This is a genomic window from Sphingomonas kyeonggiensis (assembly GCF_014196745.1).
GTDB lineage: Bacteria > Pseudomonadota > Alphaproteobacteria > Sphingomonadales > Sphingomonadaceae > Sphingomonas > Sphingomonas kyeonggiensis.
In genome coordinates, this window is the sequence record NZ_JACIEH010000002.1 from 954,384 (window position 1) to 972,725 (window position 18,342).

The 18,342-nt window shown below is 66.8% G+C and carries 14 protein-coding genes; 8 read left to right on the top strand and 6 right to left on the bottom strand.

From position 1 onward, the window contains the following. Both lra1 and lldD read right to left on the bottom strand, forming a co-directional pair. Positions 1-765 carry an L-rhamnose 1-dehydrogenase Lra1 gene (lra1, locus tag GGR46_RS13270; protein ID WP_183998418.1) on the bottom strand — a complete coding sequence of 255 codons (765 nt, stop codon included), beginning with the start codon at positions 763-765 and terminating at the stop codon, positions 1-3. Continuing rightward, positions 765-1,901, bottom strand: coding sequence for an FMN-dependent L-lactate dehydrogenase LldD (gene lldD, locus GGR46_RS13275; RefSeq protein WP_183998419.1), 1,137 nt, complete (start codon positions 1,899-1,901; stop codon positions 765-767). Before lldD ends, lra1 begins: the two co-directional genes overlap by 1 nt. Positions 1,902-2,249: 348 nt before the next feature. On the opposite strand from lldD, the gene GGR46_RS13280 reads away from it, so the two are divergent. The 3 genes from GGR46_RS13280 to GGR46_RS13290 all read left to right on the top strand — a co-directional run bounded on the left by GGR46_RS13280 (position 2,250) and on the right by GGR46_RS13290 (position 7,336). Continuing rightward, on the top strand, positions 2,250-3,128 hold the full coding sequence (locus GGR46_RS13280) for a transketolase (RefSeq protein ID WP_183998420.1): 879 nt from the start codon (positions 2,250-2,252) through the stop codon (positions 3,126-3,128). Then, positions 3,125-4,078, top strand: coding sequence for a transketolase family protein (locus GGR46_RS13285; protein WP_343058150.1), 954 nt, complete (start codon positions 3,125-3,127; stop codon positions 4,076-4,078). The genes GGR46_RS13280 and GGR46_RS13285 overlap by 4 nt, the downstream gene beginning before the upstream one ends. Before the next feature lie 141 nt (positions 4,079-4,219). Further along, a complete protein-coding gene (locus tag GGR46_RS13290; RefSeq protein WP_183998421.1) occupies positions 4,220-7,336 on the top strand; it encodes a TonB-dependent receptor domain-containing protein in 3,117 nt (1,038 codons plus the stop codon). 410 nt (positions 7,337-7,746) lie between these two features. Here the strand turns inward: GGR46_RS13290 and GGR46_RS13295 are convergent, their stop codons facing one another. Then, complete coding sequence (locus GGR46_RS13295; protein WP_183998422.1) at positions 7,747-9,006, bottom strand: MFS transporter; 1,260 nt, start codon at positions 9,004-9,006, stop codon at positions 7,747-7,749. 201 nt (positions 9,007-9,207) lie between these two features. Here GGR46_RS13295 and GGR46_RS13300 point away from each other — a divergent pair, with 201 nt between their 5' ends. Together GGR46_RS13300 and GGR46_RS25840 are read left to right on the top strand one after the other, a co-directional pair. Continuing rightward, a complete protein-coding gene (locus GGR46_RS13300; protein WP_183998423.1) occupies positions 9,208-10,791 on the top strand; it encodes a DUF5060 domain-containing protein in 1,584 nt (527 codons plus the stop codon). Between the two features lie 2 nt (positions 10,792-10,793). Then, a complete protein-coding gene (locus GGR46_RS25840) occupies positions 10,794-12,044 on the top strand; it encodes a GDSL-type esterase/lipase family protein (RefSeq protein ID WP_183998424.1) in 1,251 nt (416 codons plus the stop codon). A 204-nt stretch (positions 12,045-12,248) separates the two neighbouring features. Here GGR46_RS25840 and GGR46_RS13310 read toward each other — a convergent pair whose 3' ends face one another. From GGR46_RS13310 to GGR46_RS13320, 3 genes are read right to left on the bottom strand one after another with little or no spacing between them, the layout of a single operon-like run. Then, entirely contained in the window at positions 12,249-13,709 is a 1,461-nt protein-coding gene (locus GGR46_RS13310) for an FGGY family carbohydrate kinase (RefSeq protein WP_183998425.1), read from the bottom strand. Further along, the gene (locus GGR46_RS13315; protein ID WP_183998426.1) at positions 13,709-14,662 is read right to left on the bottom strand and encodes a transketolase family protein; all 954 of its coding nucleotides are present in this window, start codon (positions 14,660-14,662) and stop codon (positions 13,709-13,711) included. The genes GGR46_RS13310 and GGR46_RS13315 overlap by 1 nt, the downstream gene beginning before the upstream one ends. Then, positions 14,659-15,519 (bottom strand): transketolase, encoded by an 861-nt coding sequence (locus GGR46_RS13320; protein ID WP_183998427.1) that lies wholly within the window; start codon positions 15,517-15,519, stop codon positions 14,659-14,661. The genes GGR46_RS13315 and GGR46_RS13320 overlap by 4 nt, the downstream gene beginning before the upstream one ends. A 322-nt stretch (positions 15,520-15,841) precedes the next feature. On the opposite strand from GGR46_RS13320, the gene GGR46_RS13325 reads away from it, so the two are divergent. The 3 genes from GGR46_RS13325 to GGR46_RS13335 all read left to right on the top strand — a co-directional run bounded on the left by GGR46_RS13325 (position 15,842) and on the right by GGR46_RS13335 (position 18,231). Continuing rightward, entirely contained in the window at positions 15,842-16,630 is a 789-nt protein-coding gene (locus tag GGR46_RS13325) for a DeoR/GlpR family DNA-binding transcription regulator (protein WP_183998428.1), read from the top strand. A 91-nt stretch (positions 16,631-16,721) separates the two neighbouring features. Continuing rightward, positions 16,722-17,702 (top strand): sugar phosphate isomerase/epimerase family protein, encoded by a 981-nt coding sequence (locus GGR46_RS13330; protein WP_183998429.1) that lies wholly within the window; start codon positions 16,722-16,724, stop codon positions 17,700-17,702. 127 nt (positions 17,703-17,829) lie between these two features. Next, positions 17,830-18,231 carry a hypothetical protein gene (locus GGR46_RS13335; RefSeq protein WP_183998430.1) on the top strand — a complete coding sequence of 134 codons (402 nt, stop codon included), beginning with the start codon at positions 17,830-17,832 and terminating at the stop codon, positions 18,229-18,231. Positions 18,232-18,342: the final 111 nt, after the last annotated feature.

Below are 18,342 nucleotides of genomic sequence, written 5' to 3' on the forward strand. Positions count from 1 at the left end.
TTATTGCAGGTTCACGAACATGCCCCCGTCGACCAGCAGCGCGGCGCCGGTGACATAGGCTGCCATGTCGGAAGCGAGGAAGACGATCGGCCCGGCGAGATCCTCGGGCATGCCGAGCCGGCCGAGCGGGGTACGCTCTTCCATGTGATGGCGCTTGACCTCGTCGGCGAGGTCGTCCTTGTTGATCTCGGTCAGGATCGTGCCTGGCAGCACGCTGTTGCAGCGGATGCCGTGCTTGCCGAGCGCAATCGCGGCCGACTGCATCAGCGAATGCACGCCCGCCTTGGTCGGGGTGTAGTGGGTCTGGAACTCGCCGCCGACCAGCGCCGAGATCGACGAGACCGCGACGATCGCGCCGCCATGGCCCTGCTTCACCATCTGGTTCGCTGCGGCCTGCACCATGTAATAGGCGCCGTGGAGGTTGACCCGGAAGGTGCGGTCGACCGTCTCGACCGGCATGTCGAGGAACGCGTGGAACGGGCAGATGCCGGCGTTCGAGACCATCACGTCGACCTTGCCGAACGCCTCGACCGCCTTGGCGACGAACTCGGTCGCGGTCTCCGGCAGCGCGACATCGCCCTTCACCGCGATAGCCTTGCGGCCCAGCGCCTCGATCTCGGCGATGCAGGAATGCGCCTTCTCGTCGCTCGCCACATAGTTGATCGCGACGTTGGCGCCGTGCTGCGCTGCGCCGATCGCCGCCGCGCGGCCGATGCCGGTCGAGCCGCCGGTTACCAGCACGGTCTTTCCATCGAGAAGCTTCATCACTTGTCCCCTGCGAGGATCGAGCGATCGATCGCTTCGATCCGATTGACTCCGGTCAGCGTCATCGCGACCGTCATTTCCTTGGCGATCAGCTCGAGCAGCTTCGCCACGCCGGCCTCGCCCTGGGCGGCGAGGGCGTAGACCCAGGCGCGGCCGAGCAGCACGCCGTGTGCGCCGAGCGCGAGCATCCGCACCACGTCGAGCCCGTTGCGCACGCCGCCGTCCGCCAGGATCGTCAGCTGGTCACGCACGGCGTCGGCGATCGCGGGCAGCGCCCGGGCGCTCGACAGCACGCCGTCGAGCTGGCGGCCGCCATGGTTCGAGACGACGATGCCGTTGGCGCCGATCGCGGCGGCCTCGCGTGCGTCTTCGGGATCGAGGATGCCCTTGATGATCAGCGGGCCATCCCAGGCGGCGCGGATCCATTCGAGGTCGCGCCACTGGATCGACGGATCGAAATTGGCGCCGAGCCAGCCCATATAATCGTTGAGGCCACTATCCTTGCCGAGCACGGGCAGCAGGTTGCCGAGCGTGTGCGGGCGGCCTCGCAGGCCGACGTCCCACGACCAGTGCGGCTTGCCCATCGCCTGAAGCACGCGGCGCAGCGGCGCATTGGGGCCCGACATGCCGGAATGGGCGTCGCGGTAGCGTGCGCCGGGTACCGGCATGTCGACGGTGAACACCAGTGCCTTCGCTCCGGCCGCCTTCGCCCGGGCGATCAGGTCCTTCATGAAGCCGCGGTCGCGGATCACGTAGAGCTGGAACCAGAAGGGGGCGGCGGCCTGGGCAACCTGCTCGATCGGGCAGATCGAGACGGTGGACAGGCACATCGGCACGCCTGCGGTCCGCGCCGCGCGCGCCGCCTGAAGCTCGCCGCGCCGGGCATACATGCCGCTGATCCCCACCGGGCCAAGGCCGACCGGCAGCGCGATCTCGCTGCCGAACAGGCTGGTGGTGAGGTCGATCGACGCGACGTCCTTCAGCACCCGCTGACGGAGCGCGATGCCGGAAAGGTCACTCACGTTGCGGCGGAGCGTCTCTTCGGCATAGGCGCCGCCATCGGCATAGTCGAAGAGGAAGCGCGGCAGGCGGCGGCGGGCGGCCTCGCGGAAATCGCTGGCTGAGGAAATGATCATGGCCATGCCTTATGGCGTCCTGCACGCCCGTGGGAAGTGGATTGCGCGATCATCGGCCATGCATTTTCCGACAAGCGTGAGGCGCGCGCGAAGGGACGGCCGTCGCTCTCCGCGAACCTGTACGACTCGCGCATTTCCGCCATTTTGGTTCCTGAAATCTGCCTATGCGACCGCATGGCGGCGAACCCTCTCCGGCCTGTCCCGACCCTTCTGATATTGTCATTTCTTGCGCTAAGCGATGGAAAACAAAAAAGATCGTAACCCACATACGAAGCAGATTGAAGATATTATAGTACTAATCGTTGCAATTGTCTCCCCCTCCGGCTAACCAATGGAAAGGAGAGATGAATGCATAACCTGGAAAGGCCGGGTGCGACGGGAGCGAATCCTGCGCATCTGGACACCCGTGCAACCCATGTCCGCGAGCGCGCCAACTGGATGCGCCGCCGTCTGTTGCGCATGATCGTGGAGGCCGGGCAGGGCCATCCGGGCGGCGACCTGTCGGCCGCCGACATCATCGCGTCGCTCTATTTCGATATCCTTCGGATCGATCCGAAATCGCCGGATGCACCGGATCGCGATCGTTTCATTCTCAGCAAGGGCCATTGCACCGGCGCGCTCTACACAGCGCTCGCGGGCGCGGGCTTCTTTCCCGAGGCCGATCTCGACACCTATCTGAAGCCGGGATCGCGGCTGAACGGCCACCCGAATCGCAACTATCTGCCGGGCGTCGAGACCAATACCGGGCCGCTCGGCCACGGCTTTCCGGTCGGTGTGGGCGTCGCGGTGGCGGGGCAGATCGACCAGGCGGACTACCGGGTCTTCGTGCTCACCGGCGATGGCGAGCTGCAGGAAGGCAGCATGTGGGAAGCGGCGATGTTCGCCGGGCACCGCGGGCTGGGCAACCTCACCGTGATCGTCGACCGCAACCGGCTGCAGCAAGGCGCGGGGACCGAGGATACCAATTCGCTCGAGCCGCTCGCCGACAAGTGGCGCGCGTTCGGCTGGGACGTGGTCGAGCTCGACGGCCACGACCATGAAGCCCTGCTCGCCGCGTTCGACGCGGCAACCGAGCCGCGCGACAAGCCGCGCGTGCTGATCGCCAACACCCACAAGGGCCAGGGCGTCAGCTTCATGCGCGACCAGGCGAACTGGCACCACGGCGTGCCCAATGCCGAGCAATACGCCCAGGCGATCGCCGAGCTGGAAGCGGAGATGCGCGCGTGAAAGACGTGATCGCACCCGACATGTTCGATTGCCGCGACGCCTATGTCGGTGCGTTGCAGGAGCTGGCGGCGGCGGACGATCGCATCGTCGCGGTCGTCAATGATTCGGTCGGTTCGTCCAAGCTCGGCAAGTTCCGCGAGCGCTTCCCGGCGCGGCTGATCAATGTCGGCATCGCCGAGCAGAACATGGTCGGCGTCGGCGCGGGCCTGGCCAATGGCGGCAAGATCCCGTTCGTGAGCGGCGCCTCCTGCTTCCTCACGGCGCGCGCGATGGAGCAGATCAAGGTCGACTGCGCCTATAGCGAAGCCAATGTGAAGCTGTGCGGCATCTCGAGCGGAGTCGCCTATGGCGAGCTCGGCGCGACGCACCACAGCATCGAGGATGTCGCCTGGCTGCGCGCCATCGACAAGCTCACCGTGATCGTGCCGTCGGATCCCTGGGAAACCGCGGCGGCGATCAGGGCGGCAGCGGCGCATCAGGGCCCGGTGTACGTGCGGATCAGCCGCATGCCCGTGCCGGTGCTCTCGCGCAGCGAGGATGCGGTCTTCACGATCGGCAAGGCGGAGCTGCTGCGCGACGGTAGCGACGTGGCGATCATCACCAATGGCACGCTGGTGCACCGGGCGCTCGACGCGGCCCGTATGCTGGCGGGCGAAGGGATCGAGGCGCGCGTGGTCAACATGGCGACGGTGTCGACGCTGGATGGCGAGGCGATCCTGGCCGCGGCGGCAACCGGCGCGATCGTCACGGCCGAGGAAGGCCTGGCGACCGGCGGGCTCGGCGGCGCGGTCGCCGAACATTGTGCGCGCCATCTCCCGGTACCGATGCGGATGCTGGGCTTCCCCGGCTTCCTGCCGACGGGTTCGGCCAGCTGGCTGATGGAACAGTTCGGGCTCACCGCGGAGGGCATCGCCGATGCCGCCCGTGAGCTGGTTGCGAGGAGGGGCTGATGGCGGCGCCGTCGGAATCGGATCGCAAGGGGGCGGAGGGCTTCGCGCTGACGCCGAAAGGAGACGCGACGGAGCGGCTGTGGGGCCGCACCGAATGACGTGACGTGCTTGGGCACGAGAAAATAAGGGAAGGGAGTGGAAATGAAAAAGGCATTCAAATCAACGCATACCGCGCCGCTGCTGCGCGGAATGCTGCTGACCGGGGTCAGCGCCATGACGCTCGTCGTCGCGCCTGCCGCCTTCGCGCAGACTGCGCAGACGCCGCCGCAGGACACCACTGTCAGCGAGACGCCGCAGGAAGCGACGACCCAGAACGACGCGATCGTCGTCACCGGCAGCCGCATCAAGAGCCCGACGCTGACCTCGCCGTCGCCGCTGCAGGCAGTCACCGCCGAGACGATCCAGAACATCGGCGCGACCAACGTCCAGGAAGCACTCGCCCAGATCCCGGCGGTCGGCGTGCCCGGCCAGACCCGCGTCAGCAACGCCGGCGATACCAATCCCGGCCTCGCCACCGTCAATCTGCGCAACCTGGGCGACAACCGCACCCTGGTGCTGATCGACGGCCGCCGCTCGGTCGCCGGCATCCCGGGCACCTCGACGGTCGACCTGTCGATGATCCCGACCTCGTTCGTCGAGCGCGTCGACGTGCTGACCGGCGGCGCCTCGGCCGTCTATGGCTCGGACGCGATCGCGGGCGTGGTCAACTTCGTCTACAAGAAGAACTTCCAGGGCTTCCAGGCGAACGCGCAGGCCGGCATCTCGGAGCTGGGCGACGACAAGCGCTATTCGATCAACGGGACCTTCGGCCAGAACTTCGCCGACGGCCGCGGCAACGTGATGATCTTCGCCGGGTACAATCACGAAGGCGACGTGCCCAACTACAAGCGCGAGCGCACCTCCGCGGGCTATAGCAGCCTGGGCAACACGCAGCGCGTCGGCGGCAACAGCGCTGCGAACCTGACCGCTGCGCAGAACCTGTTCACGCGCTTCTACCAGCCGTCGAATGTCGGCCCGGGCGGCGTGTTCAACTTCGGCGGCGTCGGCAGCCGGCTGATCCTGCCGGACGGCACGCTCGACACCTATCCGGCGGTGAACGGGACGAACTACAACGATCCCACGGTCGTCGCGAAGATCAACAAGTACGGCTACAACGCTGCCGCGCTCGGCCAGCAGGCGTCGCCGTCGAACCAGATCACGATCGCCACGCGCGCCAATTACGATGTGAGCGACAGGCTGAACCTGTTCGTGGAATCGACCTTCTCGAACTACAAGACCAAGGGCCGCCGCGAAGCCTCGCCGATGCGCACGGACAGCGCGCTGGGCGCGTTCAACGGCACCAACGGGTTCTTCCCGATCCAGTACCAGGTCGTGAACCCGACCAACCCGGCCGACGTCCGAATCCTCACCAACCCCTTCGTGCCGACCGCGGTGTTCAACGCGGCCGACAATCGCGCCAACAACGACGCGATCGCTTCGAAGGACGTCAGCTTCCTGCTCCGCACGACGATGTTCGGCGACGGCACGCGCAGCACCCCGACCGAGCGCGACAATTTCCGCGCCGTGGTCGGTGGCACCTACAAGATCGGTGGCGACTGGACGGCCGACTTCTACTATCAGTACGGCTTCACCAAGCAGCGCCAGAGCATGACGGGTCTCGCCGACCTCAATCGTCTCGCCCAGGCGGTGCAGGCGATCCCCGACGTGTTCGACTATGACAAGGACGGCAACACCACCGAGGCCGTCTGCGTCGACGCGACGGCGCGTGCGAACGGCTGCGTGCCGATCAACGTCTTCGGCCTGAATGCGGACGGCAGCTCCAAGGTCTCGAAGGAAGCCGCTGCGTGGCTGATGACCGAGATGAGCCGCTATTCGAAGCAGGAACTGCAGACCGCGGCGATCAACGTCGGCGGCACGCTGTTCAACCTGCCGGCCGGCCCGGTGCAGGTCTCGGTAGGTGCCGAGTGGCGTTCCGAGTACAGCATGGACGACTTCGATCCGCTGACCAACACCGCGCGTAACGGCTATGTCCAGCTGCTCGACACCAAGGGCAAGTTCAACGTCAAGGAAGCCTATGGCGAGCTCGTCGTGCCGATCCTGCGCGACACGCCCTTCTTCCAGAACCTGACGCTGCGCGGTGCGGCGCGCCTGTCCGACTATTCCACGGTCGGCAGCTTCTGGGCCTGGAACGTCGGCGGCGAATGGGCCCCGGTCGAGGACATCCGCTTCCGCGCGGTCTACGCCCATGCCGTCCGCGCGCCGAACATCGGCGAGCTCTATGCGGCTGCGGCGGCCGGCATCATCACCATCACCGATCCGTGCCAGGGCGTGACGCTCGCGGCGAGCACGGCGGTGGCAGTGAATTGCCGCAAGGATCCGGGCGTAGTCGCGAACATCAACGCGAACGGATCGATGACGCTGACTTCTTCGGATACGGCGGGCGTCGGCAGCATCACCGCGAGCAACCCGGGCATCCAGCAGGAGACCGGCAAGACGATGACGTTCGGCGTGGTGATCAATCCGCGCTCGATCCGCGCGCTGCGCGGGCTGACGATCACGGCCGACTATTACGACATCAAGCTCGAGAACGCGATCAACCGCCTCGCCGCGGCGACCGTGCTCAACAAATGCTATGTCTCGGGCCTGCCGGAGTTCTGCCAGTTCGTGACGCGCCGTCAGCAGCCGTCGGGCGCGTTCAGCGTCGGCTCGGTCGAGCAGGTCGTGCGCGGCCTGGTCAACAGCGGCGGCCAGTTCACCCGCGGCATCGATATCACGCTGAACTACAGCCACAAGCTGTTCGGCGGCACCGCGACCTGGTCGGGCAGCTGGACCCATCTGCTCAAGCAGGGCATCGTTCCGCTGACCGGCGACGCCTATGACAACACCATGGGCGAGATCGGCACGCCGCGTGACTCGGTCAACTACGGCGTGACGTGGGAGAATGACTCCTTCGGCTTCACCTTCAGCGGTGACATCGTCGGCTCGCAGATGTTCGACTACGAGAACTACCAGACGACGTTCCGCCTGGCGGATGGTTCGCTGCCCGACAAGAAGTACTTCACGATCGGCGCGAAGAACTACAACAACGCCCAGATCCGCTACAAGGGCCTCGAGAATTTCGAGCTCTATGCGGGCGTGAACAACCTGTTCAACGTTCAGCAGCCGCCGCTCTGGACCGGCACGCCGAACGGCAGCCCGAACGCGATCTGGGACATCATCGGCCGCCGTTACTATGCGGGCGTCCGCCTGAAGTTCTGAAACGGCTCCCCCAAGGTTGCCTCCTGCTGGGGCGGTGCGAAAGCGCCGCCCCATTTTTGTGCGTGGCGTAGGGGGAGGGGGCACCCGCAGCAGCGCTGGATAGGCGATGTCCAAGCTTCCTCCGTCATCCCCGCGAAGGCGGGGATCCAGGGTAGTTCGGGGAAGGCGATGAAATCGGGCCGACGATTGCCGGATATGGCAAGGCGTGCCCCGCGATCCTCGCTCTTGACGCTGGATCCCCGCCTGCGCGGGGATGACGGTTGAATGTGGGAAGGGCGCCGGGTCGATCCGGGCGAGCGTCTCTGTGGCAACTTGAAATGCGGTGCACAGGACGAAAAAAGGGGCGGTCCCCATCCGGAGACCGCCCTTTCGAAGATACCGGCGGGCCGAACCAGCGGCCCGCTAACGGATCATGCCGTGAGCTTCGCCTCCAGCTCCTCGAGCGACTTGCCCTCGTTGCGCGGTGCGCCGAGCATGCCGATGATGCCGCTTGCCGCGAGGAAGCCGGTGAGGATCCAGGCCAGGGTGGTGAAGCCGGTCGCGGTCAGCACCGGGACGAAGAAGCTCCAGATGCCCAGGCCGATGCGCACCACCGCGAACATCAGGCCCTGCGCGGTCGAGCGCAGCAGCGTCGGGAACATCTCCGAGCTCCACAGCTGGAAGAAGGACTGGGCGCCGAAGCCCTGACCGAACGCCATCAGGAAGACGTGGAGGATCGCCAGCGGCAGGGTGAGCGGGAACAGCGCGAGCAGCGACATGCCGACCACCTGGATGATCGCGGATACGAGGAACATCGTGCGCTGGTTCAGCCGATCGGAGAACTGCATGAACACCAGCCAGATCGATAGCATGCCGACCAGGAAGCTGAGCGTCTGGATCGCCACCGCGGTCGCCTGGCTGGCATCGCCGACGGTGCGCAGGATATAGGGGAAGAAGAAGCCGTTGGTGCCGGCCCACAGGTTCCACATGCCGTACATGCCGATCAGGAACGCCATCGAGCCGAGATAGCGCGGTGCGAACAGCGCGCTGATCTTGGCCGGCTCGATCTGCTTGTGCTCGTCGGCGGCCTGCGCCTCGAGCCAGCGCGGCGATTCCTGCATGCGCGAGCGCAGGAAGGTGAGGCCGAGGGCGAGCAGGGCGAGGTGCGCGAAGACGATGCGTGCGCCGAGCAGGCCGAGCGGGGTCAGCACCAGGAACAGCAGCAGCACGACGACCGGCCCGAGATACCAGAGCACCTGCGCCACGCCGCTATGCTTGCCGCGTTTCCCCTTGGGTGCCATCTCGGCGATGATCGACCAGGAAGCGGGAATGTCCGCGCCGACCGCGAGGCCGACCAGGAAGAAGCCGAGCACGACCATCCAGGCGTTCATCGCAAACACCAGCCACAGCATGCCGAACGCGTAGAACAGCATGTCGTACTGGTAGATCTTCTTGCGGCCGAACAGGTCGCACAGCCGCCCGCCGATCAGCGCGCCGATGCCGGCCGAGATCGCGTTCGGCCCGAAGGCGCCGATCAGGCCTATCGTGCTGTTGCCGAGATGATAGGCTTCCTGCCACAGCGCCAGCGCCACCGATCCGGCGACGATCGATCCCGCGTCGATATAATTTGCCAGGCCGGCGAGGATCGTATTCCGCCAATCGTCCCGGTCCTGCGCATTCGTGCTGGTCATCGACCGGCTCCTCCCCTTGACTGCATATGATAGTATTATTTGAGGTGCAGCCTAGCGGCGCGGGGAGGCGGGGGCAAGCGCTTGCGGCGCCCTTTGGACGCCTTAAGCATGGTTGTGCGCCCGATGATTTCTAGTAAGATAATATTATTATAAAGATCGCGCCTCTTCGGGGTCGCGCGACCAATCTGGAGAGGGTTCGGAATGAAGATCACGCGACGGAACATGCTCGCCCAGACGATGGCGATCGGTGCCGCCACGTCGGCCCCCGCCATCGCCGCCGCGGCGCCGCGCACGGTCGAGCGCTGGGGCGTGTTCGAGATCGCGCTCGAGGGCCCGCGCGAGGGCAACCCGTTCGTCGACGTGACGCTCGCCGCGGTCTTCGAGGGCGCGGGCAAGTCGATCCGAGTGCCGGGCTTCTATGACGGCGACGGCGTCTACCGCATCCGCTTCAGCCCGCCCGAACTCGGGACCTGGCGCTGGCGGAGCGAGAGCAGTGCCGGTGTGCTTGCCGGCAAGACCGGTGAACTCACTGCGGTCGCGCCGGGCAAGGGCAATCGCGGGCCGGTCCGGGTGTCGAAAGACGGCTATCACTTCGCCTATGCCGATGGCACGCCGTTCCGCCAGATCGGCACTACCTGCTACAGCTGGGCGCTCCAGTCCGATGCGAAATGCGCCGAGACGCTGAAGACGCTCGCCGGCGCGCCGTTCAACAAGATGCGGATGCTGGTCTTCCCCAATGTCCCGTCGGTGGCGACCAATCCGTTCGCGCGAACCGGGGACGGGCCGCGCGACTGGGATTCGGCGCGGTTCGATCCCGCCTATTTCCGCCGCTACGAGGATCGCATCCAGAAGCTGGGCGCGCTGGGGATCGAGGCGGACGTGATCCTCTATCACCCCTATGACGAGAAGCGCGGCTATTCGGACATGAAGCGTGCCGATGACGAGCGCTATCTGCGCTACGTCGCCGCGCGCTTCGGCGCCTATCGCAACGTCTGGTGGGCGATGGCGAACGAGTACGACAACATCGAAACCAAGACGATGGAGGACTGGGACCATCTCTTCCAGGTCCTGGTCGCCGCCGATCCGCACGACCGGCCGCGCTCGATGCACCAGATCAACACCTATTACGACCATCGCAAGCCGTGGATCACCCATGCCAGCGTGCAGAATGGCGCGGCCGTGCTCGACGATCTGCGCGCCGAGCTGCACCGCGCCTTCGCGCTCAAGCCGGTGATCTTCGACGAGGTCGTCTATGAAGGGAACATCGCCAAGCGCTGGGGCAATCTGAGCGCGGAAGACATGGTCCAGCGCTTCTGGTTCGGGCTGATCGGCGGCTGCTATGTCGGGCATAGCGAGACCTTCGCGGCGGATCGCAACGCCGATGGCTCCTGGCTGGGGCAGGGCGGCAGCCTGTCCGGCCACAGCGCGCCGCGGCTCGCCTTCCTGCGCAGGATCATGGAGGAGGGGCCGGTGCCGGGCGTGGAGCCGATCCAGGCCTGGTGGAACTACCACCTCGGCGGCCAGCAGAACGCGTACTATCTACGCTATTTCGGCGCCGAGCAGCCGACCGAATGGCCAGTGGTGCTGCCCGGCAAGGGGCCGGAGTCGCTGCAGAGCTACCGCGTCGACATCCTCGACACCTGGAACATGACGGTCACCCCGGTCGATGGCGTGTTCAGGATGGCAAAGAAGAACGACTACGACGTTCAGGATCCCGCACGGCCGACCGTGAAGCTGCCGGGCAAGCCTTGGATCGCGCTGCGGCTGGTCAAGGTGCAGGCATAGTCGTGGCGGCAATCCGGTATGCGCGCCTCGTTGCGGCGGGGCTGCTGCTGTTCGCCGTGCCCGCCGCCGCGCAGAGCAATCGGGAGGCGTGGATCGACGCGTATCAGTCGAGCCCAGCAGACTATGACTTCGTCATCCCCAAGGAGATGAAGCTCCCGCCCGAGACGCGCGAGCGGCTCCGCGACCGGCCGCCGGTCACCGGCACCTTGCGGATGCGCATCGCGGTTGCCGCGGGCGGGCGCGAGGTTCGCATCCGCCTGACCAACGAAGACGGCACCGCGCCGCTGACTATTGCGGCGGCGAGCGTCGGACTGGCCGCGACCGGTTTCGACGCGCGCCCCGGCACGCTGCACAAGCTCAGCTTCGGCGGCGCGGACAGGGTGACGATCGCGCCCGGTGCGCCGGTGTTGAGCGATCCCGTCGAACTGTCCGTGCAGGTGCTGGGCGATCTGGTGGTGAGCGTGCACATTCCGCAGGGTCTGAAGCTCAAGGGCTTCGGCAACGCGGCGATGGCGATGGGCGAGGGGGACCAGACGCTGTCTCCGGCGCTTTCAGGCGCCGACACGATCATCGGCCGGCCGCCGGTTAGCGGGGTGATGGTGCGCGGTGCGAACCCGCCGCGCGTGATCGTCGCGCTCGGCGATTCGATCACCGACGGCAACCGGCCGGCCCTCGGGCAACTGCATGGATGGCCGGAGCGGCTCCAGCAGCGCATCGCCGCCAGCCCGAAGCGTCCGGCGCTGGCCGTGATCAACGCCGGCATCGGCGGCAATCGCGTGCTGTCGACCAGCTGGGGCAAGGCGGCGCTCGCCCGGTTCGACCGCGATGTCGCGCGGATTCGGGGCGTGTCCCACGTCATCCTGTTCGAAGGCATCAACGATATCGGCAATGGCGGATCGAGCACGATGTTCGGTACCAATCCGCCGCTCGACGTGAACGACCTGATCGCCGGCTATCGCCAGATCATCGCGCGGGCGCATGCGGCCAATATCAAGGCCGTGATGGGAACGCTGACGCCGTTCCAGGGCGCGACCTCGTACAGTGAAGCGCGGGAGGTGCAGCGTCAGGCGGTCAATCGCTGGATCCGGACCTCGGGTGAGCCGGATGCGGTGATCGACTTCGACAAGGCCGTCCGTGATCCGGCGGTGCCGCTGAAGCTGCGGCCGGACTATGATTCCGGGGATCACATCCATCCGAGCGAAGCGGGCTATCGCGCGATGGGCGACAGCATCGATCTGGCGCTGTTCCGGTAGCAGCTTGGAGTTCCCCGCATCCGGCTCCCTTCTTCGTCATCCCCGCGAAGGCGGGGATCCAGGGTGGTTCGGGATGCGCGATGAAATCGGGCGTGGAGATGCCGGAGAGGGCGGCGCGAGCCCTCCGTTCCCGGCTCCTGGCTCTGGATCCCCGCCTTCGCGGGGATGACGGGATAGGTGCGGCGCTGCTTTGACGTCGATAGCTTAGACGTTCGTCCCCGCCGAGGCGCTGACCGCCTGGCGCCAGCGCGCCATCAGCTCGGCGCGGGCGCTCGGGTCGATCCCCGGCTCGAACCGGTCCTGCGCGACCGGTGCCCAGGCGGACCCGCCCAGCTTTCCGGCGGCGAGCTGGGCCACGCCGCGCGCGCCCAGTTCGAGCTGACGCGGTCGGAGCACCGGCCGGTCGATCACATCGGCCAGGATCTGGACGAGCAGGTCGTTGGCCGCAGCGCCGCCATCGACCGACAGCACGTCCAGCGGCGTGCTGAGATCGGCGTCCATCGCGAAGACGATGTCGGCGATCTGCAGCGCGATGCCTTCGAGCACGGCGCGCGCGACATGGGCCGGGCTGGTGCCGAGCGACATGCCGCTCAGCAGCCCACGCGCTTCCGAGCGCCAGTGCGGCGCGCCGAGCCCCGCCAGCGCAGGCACGAAGGTGACACCCTGGCTGTCCGGCACCTCGGCGGCGAGGCGAGTGAGCTCGCCTTCGTCGCGCAGATTGAGCAGGCGTACGCCAAAGGCCGCGGCATGGCCCGATACGGCGACATTGCCCTCGAGCGCGTGGAAGACGTCGTGCCCACGCGCCCAGGCGATCGTGCTCCACAGACCGTGCGAGGACGTAACGCGGGCCGGCGTAACCGCCATCAGCGAGGAGCCGGTGCCGCAGGTGACCTTGGCCTGGCCCGGTGCCGCGAAACCATGGCCGAGCAGGGCGGCGTGGGAGTCGCCGAGCAGCACTTCGATCGGAAGCCCCGCGGGCACGCCGCTGGCGGCGGTGATGCCGAACTGGGCGTCGGACGGGCGGATCGTCGGCAGCATCAGCCGCGGTATGCCGAACAGATCGAGCATCGCGCGATCCCAGTCGAGCGTATCGAGTGACATCAGCTGGGTGCGTGAGGCATTGCTGACATCGGTCGCGTGCTGGGCGCCGTTGGTGAGCTTCCACAGCAGCCAGCTGTCGATCGTGCCGGCGCGGAGCAACCCGGCTTCCGCCTTGGCGCGCGCGCCCGGCGTCTCGTCGAGCAGCCAGGCCAGCTTGGTGCTGGGCGCCAGCGGGTCGATGCCGAGACCGGTTGCGGCGATGATTGCCGCCGCGTGCGGCGCCAGTGCGGCGCAGCGATCGGCGGTGCGACGGCATTGCCAGCTGATCGCGGGGGCGACGGCTTCGCCACTCTCGGCGTCCCACAGCACGATCGTCTCGCGCTGGTTGGCGATGGTGAGCGAGGCGACTTCGGCGCCGGGCGTTGTCGCGATGACTTCGCTGATCGCGCCGGCGACGCTGCCCCAGATCGCCTCGGCCGATTGCTCGGCCCAGCCCGGGCGCGGATGGACCACGCCCAGCGGATGCGACGCCCGGCCGAGCACTTCGCCGGTGTCCGCCGCGAACAGCAGCGCCTTGGTGTTGGTGGTTCCCTGGTCGACCGCCAGGATCGCCGGGCGTGCCATCAGCCGCGCTTTTCGAGGAGTTCGCGCGCCGCGGCGGCGATACCTGTCGGGGTCAGCCCGTGCCGTTCGAACAGCCATTCGGCCGAGCCAGTCTCCAGGAAGCCAGGGAAACCAAGAACGCGCATGGGAACGGGCCTTTCCTCCACAACGACTTCCGCCACGGCACCGCCAAGGCCGCCGCGCACGACATGTTCCTCGGCGGTGACGATCGCGCCGGTGCCGGCCGCGGCGACGATCGCCTCGCGGTCGATCGGTGCTACCGTGGCCATGTTCAGGACGCGAGCGGAAATGCCTTCCGCCGCCAGCGCCTCGGCGGCGTCGAGCGCGCGGTGCACCAAAGTGCCACAGGCGATGATCGCGATGTCGTCGCCTTCGCGCAGGATCTCGGCCTTGCCGGGGGTGAAGCGGGCGCCTTCCGGACGGGCGAGCGCCGGCACTGCCATGCGGCTGATCCGGATGAAGACCGGGCCGTCATGCGCCGCGGCCCAGCGGATCGCTTCGGCGGTTTCCCAGGGGTCCGCGGGCACGATCACCGTCAGGCCCTTCATGGCGCGCAGCCAGGCCAGGTCCTCGATGCTGTGATGCGTCGCGCCGAGCTCGCCATAGGCGACGCCGCTCGAGATGCCGCAGAGCTTCACGTTGACGTTGCTATAGGCGATGTCGGCCTTGATCTGCTCGAGCGCGCGGCCGGTCAGGAAGCAGGATGCGCCGCTGACGAACGGCACCTTGCCGCCATTGGCGAGGCCCGCGCCGACGCCGACCATGTTCTGCTCGGCGATACCGACATTGACCAGCCGCTCGGGGAACTGGTCGCGGAACTTGTTGAGCTTGGACGAGCCGACCGAGTCATTCACCACCGCGACGATACGCGGGTCCTCGGCTGCCAAAACCTCCAGAGTCTCGACATAGGCATTCCGGCAATCGAATCCCTTGCCCGGGGAAGCGGCGCTCATGCGGCAAGCTCCGCGTCGAGTTCGGCAAAGGCCTGGGCCAGTTGCGCGTCGCTGGGCGTGCCGTGATGCCAGCCGGCCTGGTTTTCCATGAAGCTCACGCCGCGTCCCTTGATCGTATGGGCGATAATGCAGAGCGGCTTGCCGTCCGCGCCGCGCGGGGCGGACAGCGCCGCGTACAGGGCATCGGCATCATGGCCATCGATCTCGGCGACGTCCCAGCCAAAGGCCGCCCATTTGTCGGCCAGCGGCTCGAGCGAATTGGTGTCCTCGGTCGAGGCGCCCTGCTGCAGGCGGTTGCGATCGATGATGACGGTGAGGTTGCCGAGCCTGCGGTGGCCGGCGAACATCGCCGCTTCCCACATGCTGCCTTCCTGCAGCTCGCCGTCGCCGGTGAGCGCGAAGACGCGGTAGTCCGCTTGGTCGATCTGCCCCGCCACCGCCATGCCGACCGCGACGGGCAGGCCGTGCCCGAGCGGCCCGGTGTTGGTCTCGACGCCCGGCAGATAGTTGCGGTTCGGATGCCCGTTCAGCTGCGAGCCGGGCTGGAGATAGGTCTCGAGGTCCGCCTCGGGGAAATAGCCCGCGCCGGCGAGCGCCGAATAGAAGGCGCCGGTGCAATGGCCCTTGCTCATCACGAAGCGATCGCGGGTGGGGGCCTGCGGCTCCGCTGGATCGAAGCGCAGGACGGCGAAATAGAGTGTCGCCAGGATGTCGGCGCACGACATGTCGCCGCCGGGATGCCCCTGTTTCGCGCGGTGCGCCATGGTTAGCGCGTGGCGACGGATTCGGTTTGCGCTGCGGCGAATCTCCGCCACGCGTGCGCTGGCATATTCCCTGGATGCTGTTGCTGTACCCATGGCCAGGAGGCTTAGCCGAGGGCGGCGGCAGGCATCAACCGATTACTTACGATTATTTTCGTTTTCCTCCATTTGTGAACGAATCGCTGTTCGTTCGTTGACACTTGGTTCCGTTCGCGATTACCGTTCGATGGAAGCAGGCAAGCAGAACTGCGATCGGAAAGGGACAGGCTGTGCAAGGCTCCGGCGCGGAACATCGTCTGCAGACATGCGCGGTTCCCGCCGATCCGGCGCGCGCCATCGGACATCGGATTTATGCGGCCGGCGGCACCATGCTAGAGCCGCCGCAGCTCCGCATATCGCGCGGCGGTTGGAGACAAGCATGAACGTTCGGACCGGAACCCCCGGATTGCTCGGCGAAGCGCGCCGGATGAAGATCCTGGAATGGCTCCAGGAAGAGGGTGCCGCCCGCGTGCGCACCCTGGCCGATGCCTTCGGGGTATCCGAAGTGACGGTGCGCCAGGACCTGGAGAAGCTCGAGGCGGAAGGCCATGTCGTGCGCGAGCATGGCGGGGCGTTCCTCAAGTCGGTGCCCCAGCAGGTGCGCGCGATGGCACTGCACCACATGGTCCACATGGACGCGAAGCGCCGCATCGGCCGGGTGGCGGCGGCGCTGGTCCAGGACGGCGAGACGATCATCCTCGATTCCGGATCGACCACCACCGAGATCTCGACGCACCTTGCCACGCGCAGCGGGCTGACGGTGATCACCAACGCCCTCAACATCGCGCTGGCGCTGGGCGGTCTGCCCGGGTTCGACGTCCATATGCCGGGCGGCCATTTCAAGGCGCCGACCCTGTCGCTGAGCGGCGAGCGCTCGGGCGACTATTTCCGCGGGCTGTTCGCCCAGAAGCTGTTCCTGGCGACTGCAGCGGTTTCGCTCGACGCCGGCCTGACCTTCCCGTCGCTTTCCGACATCACCGTGAAGCGCGCGATGATCGAGTCCGCCGCCGAAGTGATCCTGGTCGCCGACAGCAGCAAGATCGGCCACCGCTCCTTCTCGTCGCTGGGCGGCATCGAGCTCGTCCATGTGCTGGTGACCGATGACGGGATCCGGGACGAGGACCGGGCGGGGTTCGAGGCGGCAGGGGTCAAGGTGCTCATCGCCTGAGGAACAGGCTTCCGGCCAGGCGCGAAAACGCGACGGCCCAATATTTCGCACCCGGCAGAGAGCGGGGTCGCAACTTCGAGAGGTACTGACAATGGCGAGCGAGCAGAAATACGGGGCGGGGATCTGGCATTTCGCGACCTATGTGGATCGCTATGCGACCGACGGGTACGGCCCGGCCCGCTCGCTGATCGAGATGATCGACCTGGCCGGGGAGGTCGGCGACCTGTCGGTGGTCGACATCAACTATCCCTTCCCCGGCGGCGAGACCGATTTCGCCGCGGTCGAGGCGGCGCTGAAGCGCAACAACCTGTCGGTCATCGGCATCACGCCGGAGATCTACACGCGCAAGTTCGCCAGGGGCGCCTTCACCAATCCCGATCCGGGCATCCGCCGCGAAGCGCATGCGATGGTCACCGAGGCGGCCGGCGTGGTCCGCCGCTTCGGCGCCAATTATGTGAAGCTGTGGCCGGGCCAGGACGGCTGGGACTATCCCTTCCAGGTCGATCATGGCGATCTGTGGCGGATGAGCATGGACGGTGTCGGCCAGCTCGCCTCGGAGAATCCCGACCTCAAGTTCGTGATCGAGTACAAGCCGCGCGAGCCGCGCAACCATATGAGCTTCGACAGCGTCGCGCGCACGCTGCTCGGCATCGAGAAGATCGGGCTGCCCAATATCGGCATCCTGCTCGACTTCGGCCACTCGCTCTATGGCGGCGAGAGCCCGGCCGATGCCGCCCAGCTCGCGATCGACCATGGCCGGCTGTTCGGCATGGACGTGAACGACAATCTGCGCGGCTGGGACGACGACATGATCGCCGGCTCGGTCCACCCGATCGAGCTGTTCGAGTTCTTCTACACGCTGCGCAAGAACAAGTGGGAAGGCGTCTGGCAGCTCGACCAGTTCCCGTTCCGCGAGGATTGCGTCGGCGCCGCCAAGAGCGCGATCGGCTTCCTGAAGCATATCGAGAAGGCGCTCGACCGGCTCGACTTCGATGCGATGCGCGCCGCCCAGGCGAAACAGGACGCGGTCGAGACGCTGCGCCTGGCGCGCGAGGCGCTGTTCGCTTCCTGAATTGAGGCTGGCGAGGCACCCTCGGTACCGGTTCGCATGGATCGGTGCCGGGGTGTGCACGCCTGACTTTAATTGCTATTGCTAATCGTTATCAATTATGGGAGTGCCCGTCCAAGGGAGTAGCCCAGTGTATCAGGCCCAATTTTCCGCCGTGGCGCTCGATCTGGACAAGGCCGCGTTCGTATCGCTGCTGCGTGCCTGGCGCAGTGCGCGGGACGAGGGGCTGGCGACGATGCCGGCGATGGCGAAGCTGGCGCCCGGACACGACGGCGCGATCCTCGCGCCGGTTATCGACAGCCTTGCCCGTCTCTTCGAACTGGCGCTCGGCCGGCCGCTCGGCATCGGGCGCGATGAGATGCTGAGCCCGGATGAGCATCTGCTCCTCGATGCGATCGGGCGGCAGGGCTGCCGGCCGGATTGGGCGGGTGAAGGCGTGTCCGGCACGCTGATCGGCGCCATCCGGTCCGCCCGGATCATGCTGGCACTGGCCACCAGGCGGGAAGCGCCGCGCGCGAAGCTGCGGCCGTAACGCGCATTTCCGCTTGGCGTCGCTCGATCGCTTCCAGATACTGCGCGTGCGCCAGGCTTCGCAGGAGGCCGTCACGCAGATTTCACCTGCCGGTGCTTCGGTGGGTTCCTG

What these genes read in the sequence shown, in the direction of transcription:
- GGR46_RS13295 (WP_183998422.1), bottom strand. Translation starts at nt 9,006, where the DNA reads ATGACCAGCACGAATGCGCAGGACCGGGACGATTGGCGGAATACGATC.
- GGR46_RS13300 (WP_183998423.1), top strand. Translation starts at nt 9,208, where the DNA reads ATGAAGATCACGCGACGGAACATGCTCGCCCAGACGATGGCGATCGGT.
- GGR46_RS13330 (WP_183998429.1), top strand. Translation starts at nt 16,722, where the DNA reads ATGGCGAGCGAGCAGAAATACGGGGCGGGGATCTGGCATTTCGCGACC.
- GGR46_RS13320 (WP_183998427.1), bottom strand. Translation starts at nt 15,519, where the DNA reads ATGGGTACAGCAACAGCATCCAGGGAATATGCCAGCGCACGCGTGGCG.
- GGR46_RS13315 (WP_183998426.1), bottom strand. Translation starts at nt 14,662, where the DNA reads ATGAGCGCCGCTTCCCCGGGCAAGGGATTCGATTGCCGGAATGCCTAT.
- lldD (WP_183998419.1), bottom strand. Translation starts at nt 1,901, where the DNA reads ATGATCATTTCCTCAGCCAGCGATTTCCGCGAGGCCGCCCGCCGCCGC.
- GGR46_RS13290 (WP_183998421.1), top strand. Translation starts at nt 4,220, where the DNA reads ATGAAAAAGGCATTCAAATCAACGCATACCGCGCCGCTGCTGCGCGGA.
- GGR46_RS13310 (WP_183998425.1), bottom strand. Translation starts at nt 13,709, where the DNA reads ATGGCACGCCCGGCGATCCTGGCGGTCGACCAGGGAACCACCAACACC.
- GGR46_RS13325 (WP_183998428.1), top strand. Translation starts at nt 15,842, where the DNA reads ATGAACGTTCGGACCGGAACCCCCGGATTGCTCGGCGAAGCGCGCCGG.
- lra1 (WP_183998418.1), bottom strand. Translation starts at nt 765, where the DNA reads ATGAAGCTTCTCGATGGAAAGACCGTGCTGGTAACCGGCGGCTCGACC.
- GGR46_RS13280 (WP_183998420.1), top strand. Translation starts at nt 2,250, where the DNA reads ATGCATAACCTGGAAAGGCCGGGTGCGACGGGAGCGAATCCTGCGCAT.